This is a genomic window from Streptomyces sp. KR55, assembly GCF_052245645.1.
In the GTDB taxonomy this organism is placed as follows: domain Bacteria; phylum Actinomycetota; class Actinomycetes; order Streptomycetales; family Streptomycetaceae; genus Streptomyces; species Streptomyces flavusporus.
Genome location: NZ_JBQQCE010000382.1, coordinates 1 through 9,689 on the forward strand (window position 1 = coordinate 1; position 9,689 = coordinate 9,689).

The following is a 9,689-nucleotide window of genomic DNA, read 5'->3' on the forward strand; positions in this document are numbered from 1 at the left end:
GGATGCGGGGTCTGTTTGATGTGGCTGAACTGGTGCGGCCCGGCTGCCGAGGTCAGTCGTATCGTCTCCGGCATCCTGACCGTCAGCTCTCATCCCTCCGTGCCGTGACACCCCCCGTAGGTCCGACCCGATCCGCACCAGCAGCCGGCCCCCTTCTGCGGCGGCCAGGCAACCGCCCGCCCCCTCGCCGCCAGCGTCGTCGCATACTGCGGCAGCAGGTCCGCGTCCGAGGGCGACGAACCCTCCGACGCCGCGAACGCCTCGTACGACGGCACCGTCCCCGTCACGATCCCCAGGTTCGGCGTCCCGGACGACGCCAGTTCCCGAAGCGACGCCTCTATCGTCGCCAGGTGCTCCTCATGCGAGGGATACTCCGCGGCCAACGACGGATACGCAGTCACCAGCTCCGCCAGTTCCCCCGCCGGCCAGTGCAGCACCGCCACCGGGAACGGGCGGGACAGTGCCTCCCGGTAGGCGCCCAGTTCTGCCCGCAGGCGGGAGATCTCCGCCTCAAGTTCCGCCGGGTTGTTCGAGCCCAGAGACCACACCCGTTTCGGGTCGTGCAGCTCGTCCAGGGACACCGGCATTGAGTGGAGTGTGTCCGCGAGCAGGTCCCACTCGTCGTGGGCGACGCCCAGCATGCGGCGGACGCGGTGGCGGCCGAACAGCAGGGCGCGCGTGGAGTACGGGGGTTCCGACACGTCCGTGAGGAGCAGCCGTGCGCCCTCTGTGAACGTCTCCTGCGCCGCCTCCAGCTCGTCGTGGGATTCCAGGGCCTCGGCGATGATCACCCAGGGGGCCGGGTCCCGGGGCGAGGCTGTGCGGATGCCCTCGATGATCGCCCGGGCCTCGGCCTCGTGGCCGTACTCCCACAGGTTCGAGGCCTTCAGGGCTCGGACCAGGGAGGGGTTCTCCAGGGCGTCGGCAGACAGCAGGCGGTCGTAGAGCGCGGACGCGGCGGGGCGGTCGCCGGCCAGTTCCAGGTGGGCGGCGGCCCTCAGGAGGAGGGCTTCGGCGTCCTCGGGGTACAGGCCGACGGTTCGCTCCAGGCGGGCCGCTTCGGCGTGGTGGTCGACGTCGACGTTCTCGGCGGGCGTGTCGGGGCGCATGGGGGACACCGTACTGCCGACGGGTGTCGGAGGAGAGGTATTGGCAGGTCACTGACATCCCGGCCGCCGGGGCAGCCTGGCGGGAGGCAGTGATCGCTGAGGTTCGGTTGGAGGGCCGTCGGGGCTGTGGATGTGTGGTGACGAGGGCGGCATTCCCGTATGCCCCGCGCACTATCAGTGACCTCAGCGAGATCGCCGGCCGGCCAGTGTCCGGCATTGATGCCGGTCACAGGCTGTCGCCGTGCGCACCCGGTCCCTGGTGCGCACGGCGATCTCTCCTACGAGTCGTCCCAGGCCAGCCTCTCCTTGTTTCCGGCAGGGAGCGCTGCTGCGTCCCAGTAAGTCCATGGGTCTTCGCGGGACAGCTCGGTCTGCGTCATGGTGACCGACTTGTTGGGCTGTTGCTGGAAGGCCAGACGCTCGACCCAGCTGGAGGTGACGACGCACAGCCCGTCGCTTGCCACCCAGTGCACCGGGGGAACGCAGTCCAGGTACTCGATCTTCAGGTCGAAGACGCGACGGCCTGGGGCGACCTCCTTCGTTTCCAGATCAGCCCTCACATCGTGTCGGATCTGTTCGTTCAGAAGCCGTATTCATACCGGTCATCGAGCTTGGGGATCGAACAAGAATCCTGATCGGATGATCTCGGAGTGGTTCATGCATGAGGACAGGGCCTCGTGGCAATGGTGACGCTCGTCGACGTGGCCGCAGACTAGGTCGCGACCCATCGCTCCCTGAACAGCGCAAACGTCGGGCTCCCGAACGGTCCGGGGCTGCCCGGCGGCAGTTCCGCGGGAACGTACCGGGCGCCTCCGGCTCCGTCAAGTCCCGAGTTGTCGGAGCGTGACGGCGTTGTGCCGGTCGGGCTTACTGAAAATGTGGGCCCACCAGACATGGACACGGGGCCGCAGGGGTGGGGCGGAAGTCCTCGCCGAGGGTTTTCCCGCTCACCGAACCGCCTGTTATCCCGGCAGGGCGGTCCCGGCCGGAACCGATCCGCCAGCCGGCCCCCCGAATTCCCGGGGCACGTCGGGAAACCCCTCGACAGAAGGAGAAATCCCATGACCCATGGCGTTCACGCCCACAACGACGCACAGCCCAAACGGCGGGGCTTCCGCCTCGCGATGGTCTTCGCCTCGACCGCTTTGCTCTCCGGGGGCGTCATCCTTCCGGCAACTGCCGCGACGGCGGCCGTGAGCCAGCCCGCCCCCGCGTCCGCCGTCACCGACGGCGGAAAGGGCGGTAACGGCGGCGAGGAAGGCTGCGCCGGTGACTGCGGTCCAGCCCCATGGGACCGCCCCGCAGGCACCGGCGGAACGGGCGGTGACGAGCGAGAGGTTGGCCACGTCCGCCCCGGCGGAATCGGGACACCGCCGCGTTACGAGGTTGGCCACGTCCGCCCCGGCGGAATCGGGACACCGCCGCGTTACCCTGATCCCCCGGTATGCGAGAAGAAGCCTTGGCTCTCTAACTGCCCGCCTCTGTAGTCGTCGCCGAGCGCGACGGGGACGTAGCCGCAGGCTTCGATCAGTGCGGCGTACTTCTGGTTCGGAGTGAACGACCGGCCGGGTGCGGCCGGGTCCCGCAGTCCGTCATGGGGGCGGTTCTGCCACTTCGCGACGAGCCACTCATGGGCAGTGAACAACCTTCGGTGGCAATGATCAAGGTTCGATGGCCCAGGACATCTCGGGTGCGCATCGGCTCCTCCTGGTGCTGGCTGCACGGCTGTCACGCCGGCGCCAGGGGTGGGTTTCGGGGGTTCTTGCAGGATGCTGACTCCTATGAGGTCACAAACGCCCGTCCGGCCGCGTGCGTGGCGGTCCCGCCGACGAGCCGACAAATCCCGAACAGGACAGTCAACGACGTCAGTCAGAGGGCGAGTCGGGCTCATCAGCAGAACCACCAGTCACATGATCACTGCGGCTTCTATCGGTGCGGTCCGGTTGACTGCACGCCCACGTCAGGCTGCGGAGACCTGTGGAACGAGCGTTGCGACGGCGTTTGCATCTAGCCTCGATCTTGCATGGGGGTCCGCCAGCTCGCTGACGGACCCCCGACCCGCACGCGCGGGTACGACCCGATGCGCTTTCTTCGCCTGAGAAGTGCAGCCTCAGAGCGTCACCCCGTCCACCTGCAACGTCTGCACCGCCCCCGCCGCGAACGGCACGCTCACCGACTTGCCGGAGACGTACGTGTCCGAGTACGCGCGGTAGCGGTCCGAGCCGGACGTTGCCGTGTTCCAGCGGGGGACCAGGCCGCCCGAGCCGCCGGTCACCGTCGAGAAGCGGGAGAGGTCGAAGGTCAGGGTCTGGGCCGACGTCGAGGTGTTCACGGCGACTATCACCAGGCGCCTCGACGATGCTGAGTACGCCGCTGCCGCGTAGCTCACGCCTGTGTCCAGGATCGTCATCCCGGGGCGGATGTGGCGGCTGAACTGGGCCATGACGTAGTACTTGGGCTGGACCGTCGTCGGCTGCAAGGTATTCGCGTCGTACGCGATCATCGCCCAGCCCGTCGTCGGGTCCATCACCTGCCAGTAGCACCAGGCCGTCGGGTGCAGCCAGCGGAAGTCGTAGCAGAGGTTCGACGCCAGGGTCAGGCCCGTGGCGTCGCCGTCGCCCGTTTCGGAGTTCCAGAGCTTCTTGCCGGACGTCGTCACCACGTCCGTGTACAGCAGGTCCCGGCGGCCGCCCGAGCCCTGGTAGCCGTGCACGTTCACCTGGAACACCAGGGCCCTGGTGGAGGAGCCGAAGGAGGCCCACGTCGAGCGGGCCGTGTCGTAGTTCGTCTCGTCGGAGGCCGAGATGCGGACGCCCGTCAGGCCTCGCTTGTCCAACTCGCTGCGCATGTACGGGAGTACGGCCGCCTGGACCGCCGGGTCCATGTGGCAGCCCTCCTGGGTGCCCGTCGCCGTCCACCAGGTGGAGGCCGGCTCGTTGAACGGGTCCACCGTCGCGAAGTTCACGCCCCAGTTCGTACGGGCGTACGCCGCGACTGCTGCCAGGTGGGAGGCGTGCTGGCGGTAGTTCCAGGTCTGGAGGTTGTTGCCGCCGTCCGCCGCGCCGGACGGGTTGTGGTTGTCACACATCCACCACATCGGTGAGTTGGCGAAAAGCTCGGTGATCGCTCCGCGCTGTACGGCCTTCTGCAGCATCGCGCGCTGGGCCGCGTCCGCCGTCCAGTCCCAGGCCGAGGACGTCGGGTCCTCGTTGTTCCAGTCCTGCCAGAAGCCCTCGATCTGCTTGAAGGCGGGGATGTTGGGGGACTCCGCCATCGTCTCGCCGTTCACGCTGTTCCAGCTGCACGCGCCCAGGTTGTAGCGGGCGATGTTGAGGCCGAGGCCGGGGAGTGCCGTGCCGTTGTACGTCACCGAGTTGGTGGTGAAGAAGAGGTCGGCGAAGTCGTTCCGGTTGCCGAAGACGTTCGCCCACCAGGCGAGGGACGTGCCCCAGCCCTCCCATGTGCCGTACGTCGTCGACGGGTTGACGGCGATCGTGGCGTCCGCGTGTGCGGTGCCGGTCGCCAGGGCGCTGCCGAGGAACGTACCGCCTGCCGCGGCCAGCAGGGTTCTGCGTCGGATCATGGCTTCTCCGCCTCCATCAACTGCCGGGTGGTCGAACCGGCGTCGGGGCCCGTCCCGCTCATGCCGTCAGGAAGCATCGGGTGTGGCGGGTGGGTTGTCGAGAGGCGTGACAGCGCTTTCTGCGGCTTTCTCGAACCCCTTTCTCAAACCAATGGAAGAAGGGTGGGCAGGAGTGTTCGAGGGTGCGGACGCGTATGGGTCTGGTGACCTCGTGGCGTGGCGCTTATCGTGCGGGCGGCCCACGTGGAGGAGGCGTCCGCCATGCGCGTTCCCGTCGTGCAGCACGGCACCCGGCGCCGGCGTGCGCTGCGCCGGCGTGCCCTGTGGGCCGGGGGCGAAGCCCTCGTCACCGTCGGCGTCGTACTTCTGCTCCTCGTCGTCCACCAGCTGTGGTGGACCAACCGTCAGGCCAGAGAGGGCGCCGAGCGGAAGGTGGAGGCGCTGGAGCGGGCGTGGGGCAGTGGAGGACGGGGAGTTGAGGAGGGTGACGGCCAGGGGACGGCGGCGCCCGCGGAGCCGTCCGGGGAACCCGCGCGCGAGGAGCCCGCCCGCCGGCAACGTGCCGACCAGCCGCAGCCCCCTGCCCCCGACCCCACCCCCTCCCTCGCCTACGCCATCCTCACCATCCCGCGTCTCGACCTCCGCGTCCCCGTCGCCGAGGGCATCAGCAAACTGGACGTCCTCAACAAGGGGTACGTTGGCCACTACCCCGGCACCCAGCAGCCCGGCCGCGCCGGGAACTTCGCCCTCGCCGGGCACCGGAACACCCACGGCGAGCCCTTCCGGTACCTCAACCGGCTCGACGACGGCGACCGGATCCTCGTAGAGACGCAGGACGCCGTGTACACGTACGCCGTCGACCAGACCGTGCCGCAGACCTCCGCACGCGACACCGGTGTCCTACGGCCCGTGCCCCGCAGCCTCGTCCACCCCGCCCGCGGCTACCGCGACCCCGGCTACTACCTCACCCTCACCACCTGCACCCCGGAGTACACCTCCACGTACCGCCTGGTGGTGTGGGGGACGCTCACCTCCATGCGGCCGGCGCCGGACCGCTGAGCACGGCACCTTACGGTCCAGTACGTGAACCGGGTCTTGCGGACTGGAACTCGACCTTGGAGGATCAACCAGTCCTCCGATGGCTGTGCTTCCCGCCGCACCCGGGCCGCGGCCGATCGGAGGACCGCCCGCGATCGAGGGAGACTGTGCTCATGAAGCTGCTGCGAGTCGGTACGGCCGGGGCCGAGCAGCCCGCGCTGCTCGACGCCGAGGGGGTTCTGCGGGACCTGTCGGGCCTCGTGCCGGACATCGACGGGGAGCTGCTCGCCGACGACGCGTCGCTCGGCCGGATCCGGGCCGCCGCCGACGCCGGGGAGCTGCCCGCGCTGGACGCGGCGGGGCTGCGGATCGGGCCGCCGCTGGGGCGGATCGGCAAGATCGTGTGCATCGGGCTGAACTACCACGACCACGCCCGGGAGACCGGCGCCGAGCCGCCCGCCGAGCCGGTGATCTTCTTCAAGGCCGCGGACACGGTGGTCGGGCCCAACGACACGGTCCTTGTGCCGCGCGGGTCCAGCAAGACCGACTGGGAGGTGGAGCTGGCGGTCGTCATCGGACGTACGGCTCGCTACCTGGAGTCGGTGGAGGACGGGCTCGCGCATGTCGCCGGGTACGCGGTGGCCCATGACGTCTCCGAGCGGGAGTTCCAGATCGAACGGGGCGGGACCTGGGACAAGGGCAAGAACTGCGAGACGTTCAATCCGCTGGGGCCGTGGTTGGTGACAGCGGACGAGGTGCCGGATCCGCAGAAGCTGGCGCTGCGGCTGTGGGTCAACGGGGAGCTGAAGCAGGACGGGACGACGGCCGAGCAGATCTTCTCCGTGGGGGAAGTCGTGCGCTACGTCAGCCAGTTCATGACGCTGTATCCCGGTGACGTCATCAATACGGGGACGCCGGCGGGGGTTGCGTTGGGGCAGCCGGAGCCGAAGCCGTATCTGCGGGCCGGGGATGTGGTGGAGCTGGAGATCGAGGGGTTGGGGCGGCAGCGGCAGGAGTTCAAGGACGCCTGACGGGACTTCGCGGGGATCACGTCTCCGGGAGGTGGTCGACGGTGATCACGGGCGGGGGATTCGGGGGCGTGGGCACCTGGATGAGGAACGGGACGAACACGATTTACCCGTCCTTGTGTATGGGCCTTTGTGAAATCCGGTAGTACACCACCCTGTTCGGGTCACGAAAGGTTTTGTAGCACTTGAGAACCTTCCGGGGCGCGACCCGAGAGTGCTGCGGCGAGGTACTGGTCTCACAGGGAGGGCTTCCAGCAGGGCGGCGATCTCCTGCTCGACCTGGCGGCGCTGGGCGTGCGCGGCGGCGAGCTGGGCAGCCAGGCCGGGCACGATGACGGCACTGGCCTCGGTGCCGGGACGATGAGGGTCTGCTCCCAGCGCGGTGAAGATCAGTTCGGTGAGCTGGTGGGGTTTGCGCGAGCCGTGCGTCTTCAGCAGGGTCTCGCAGCGGGCGCGGCCCAGCCGCTTGCCCTGTCCGGTCAGGCCGTGGCGTGGTGGAACTCCTTGCCCAGGTCCAGACCGAGGAAGAGACCGACACCGGTCGTGTCGACCATGCGCGTGTGCCTCTCGGTGCTCGGTTGTGCTCTCGTTTGTCTGGCTGACCCTGCGGCACCACGCGCCGGCAACCACGTTACGCAGACACCCCGTCCCTTCGATGGTCCGGCATTGCGCCGGACCGGGCGGTCGTCAGGCCCCTCATCAGCGGTCAAGCGGTGCCCCGGGGCTCAGTGGCACCCCCAGGTCATGCGTACGACAGGGGGCAAAGCGGACATGACGGGCCCGGGGGTCAGGCACCCCGTTGCGGGGCCACGAGGGAGGGCGGGGCGTGGGCGCCCCTGGAGAGGGTGAATGAGTGATCGGGAGGCCCGACACGGGTTCCTGGGGGGAGATGAATCCACTCGACATGTACGTTTAGTGCCCATCTCGTCGCAATGAGTAATTCAGTTCCGCAATGCAAAGGCACGGAGGGCAAGATTCATGCGCAAGCTCCAGAAGGTCATGATCATCGCTGCAGCGGTCGGGGGTCTGGTCGGCCTCGGCGCGGGAAGCGCCTACGCCGCCGACTACAGCGACTCCCGCTATGGAAGAACTCAGCCACTCCTCGCCACCGGCTTGTTGGATGACATGGCACCGCAAGCGCCGGAACCGGCGGAAGAGAAGAGGGCGGTGCAGGAGAAGAAGGCGTCGAAGGAGAAGCAGCAGAAGAAGAAGCAAGAGCTGCCCATTGATGTGAACCAGGCGAACGTGGCGCAGGCTAAGAGGTCGCCGGGCGGCACGACCACGCCGAGCACGCCGACCACGCCGAGCACGCCGACGACGCCGACCACGCCGAGCACCGCGAACACGCCGAACACTCCGAACACTCCGAACACGCCGAACACGCCGAACACGCCGAACACGCCGAACAGCGCAAACACCGCGAGCACGCCGAGCACACCGACGACGCCGAGCACACCAACGACGCCGAGCACGCCGAGCACGCCGAGCACCGCGGACACGCCGAACACGCCGAACACCCCGAACACCCCGAACACTCCGAACACGCCGAACACCCCGAGCACCGACGACGCTGAGCTTGCCGAACCTGCCGAACCTGCCGAACCTGCCGAGCCTGTAGGCCTGAACACCCCCGGGTGAACGCGCTGAACTCTTCCGGTCGTGACCGGATCGGGTGGCGGGGTGCCCCATAAAGTACGAAGCTCCTTGCCTTTGCAGAGGCATCAACCATCCTGCAAAGCAAGGAGCTTCGTGCTCTTCACGCTGGCGGACATCCCTGAGGGGCCTTGCGTTTTTCGGACAGGGTCTGGCCGATCAATTCATGCTGTGAGTCGCAATTCCTGGAATTCGGCGTGTCATGGTCGACGAGGCCGGGGCACGCGAGGAGCGCACGCGGTCGCTGCCCGCGCGGCTGACGGTGTACTTCGTGCTGACGATGTGGCTGTTCACGGGTTACGGATACGGCCTGGTGCTGCTGGATACCGACGGCGTCAGCGAGGAGACCTCCGAGCTGTTCTGTCTGATCACCACACTGCTCGATGCGGGCTCGGCGCCCGCCCGTGAGCTGGCGGAGCTGTACACGGCGCACTGGACCAGCGAAACGATCTTCAAGCACATCAAGATCGAGCAGCGCGGCGGGCAGACCGCCACCCTGCGCTCGATGAGCCCAGCCATGGTCGCGCAGGAACTGTGGGCCATGCTCTGCGTCTACCAGGCCGTTCACAAGCTGGCCGCCGAGTCCGCACAGTGCGCGGACTTCCCTTTCTCGTACATCAGCTTCAAGCAGACCCTCGCCGCCGCCCGACGCTCCGGCGGCGCGGACTTTCCCTCCTCGGCAGCTGGCCGCCAAGGTCCGTGACGTCCAGGCCGACCTGGTCCGCGAGGCTGTCAAGCCCCGCCCCGGATGCGCCGCACCCCGTGCCGCCAAGCACAGCGGCACCGGCTACCGCACCCTGCGGCCCGACGAGCCGGCCACCACCACGTCGCCCACACCGTCAAGCTCCAGCTGTTCCCCGAAGACCAACGCCCCGCACCACCGAGCAACCCAGCAAACCCGCGCAGAGATCCTATTGGATCCCAAACCTGGGGGCACCTCAGTGCACGAGGTCGCCGCCAGCCCGTTGCGTGGTGCGCGCGAGGCGCTCGCGCGCACCACCGGCAAGCACCTGGGCACCAGGCAGCTGCGTAAAGAAGGCGTCTGGGCCGTCGCCGACACCCTGCGCGGTGTCTACGCCCAAGAAGAAGCGCACCCCCGCGCGGGGCTGGCTGCACGAGTTGTTGGAAATGTCGGCCCTCCATGCCCGGCGCTGAGCAGCGTCACGCGGCGGTCACGCAGGATCAACGCCGTGGTGATGGCCGACCTCCCACGCTGGGGGAGACGTAGCCCAGATCCCCTCAAGCGGAGATCGTCCTGGCGCCCCGCATTCGGAAGCG

Annotated in this window: 7 protein-coding genes; 3 read left to right on the forward strand and 4 right to left on the reverse strand. The window is 68.4% G+C overall.

Going from position 1 to position 9,689, the window contains the following annotated elements:
* Nucleotides 1-89 precede the first annotated feature (89 nt).
* From ACTWQJ_RS38435 to ACTWQJ_RS38445, 3 genes are all read right to left on the reverse strand, one after another.
* Nucleotides 90-1,109, reverse strand: a complete 1,020-nt coding sequence (locus ACTWQJ_RS38435; protein ID WP_443311077.1) for an SEC-C domain-containing protein — start codon at nt 1,107-1,109, stop codon at nt 90-92.
* 278 nt (nt 1,110-1,387) lie between these two features.
* Nucleotides 1,388-1,669 (reverse strand): hypothetical protein, encoded by a 282-nt coding sequence (locus tag ACTWQJ_RS38440; protein ID WP_443311078.1) that lies wholly within the window; start codon nt 1,667-1,669, stop codon nt 1,388-1,390.
* 1,550 nt (nt 1,670-3,219) lie between these two features.
* The gene (locus ACTWQJ_RS38445) at nt 3,220-4,692 is read right to left on the reverse strand and encodes a glycoside hydrolase (RefSeq protein ID WP_443311079.1); all 1,473 of its coding nucleotides are present in this window, start codon (nt 4,690-4,692) and stop codon (nt 3,220-3,222) included.
* A 261-nt stretch (nt 4,693-4,953) separates the two neighbouring features.
* Between ACTWQJ_RS38445 and ACTWQJ_RS38450 the strand changes: the two genes are divergently transcribed.
* Both ACTWQJ_RS38450 and ACTWQJ_RS38455 read left to right on the forward strand, forming a co-directional pair.
* Nucleotides 4,954-5,751, forward strand: coding sequence for a class E sortase (locus ACTWQJ_RS38450; protein ID WP_443311083.1), 798 nt, complete (start codon nt 4,954-4,956; stop codon nt 5,749-5,751).
* Nucleotides 5,752-5,903: 152 nt separating this feature from the next.
* On the forward strand, nt 5,904-6,761 hold the full coding sequence (locus ACTWQJ_RS38455; protein ID WP_443311080.1) for a fumarylacetoacetate hydrolase family protein: 858 nt from the start codon (nt 5,904-5,906) through the stop codon (nt 6,759-6,761).
* A gap of 1,088 nt (nt 6,762-7,849) precedes the next feature.
* Here the strand turns inward: ACTWQJ_RS38455 and ACTWQJ_RS38460 are convergent.
* Nucleotides 7,850-8,311, reverse strand: coding sequence for a hypothetical protein (locus tag ACTWQJ_RS38460; RefSeq protein WP_443311081.1), 462 nt, complete (start codon nt 8,309-8,311; stop codon nt 7,850-7,852).
* A gap of 302 nt (nt 8,312-8,613) precedes the next feature.
* Here ACTWQJ_RS38460 and ACTWQJ_RS38465 point away from each other — a divergent pair, with 302 nt between their 5' ends.
* On the forward strand, nt 8,614-9,114 hold the full coding sequence (locus ACTWQJ_RS38465; RefSeq protein WP_443311082.1) for a transposase domain-containing protein: 501 nt from the start codon (nt 8,614-8,616) through the stop codon (nt 9,112-9,114).
* The last annotated feature ends 575 nt before the right edge of the window (nt 9,115-9,689 follow it).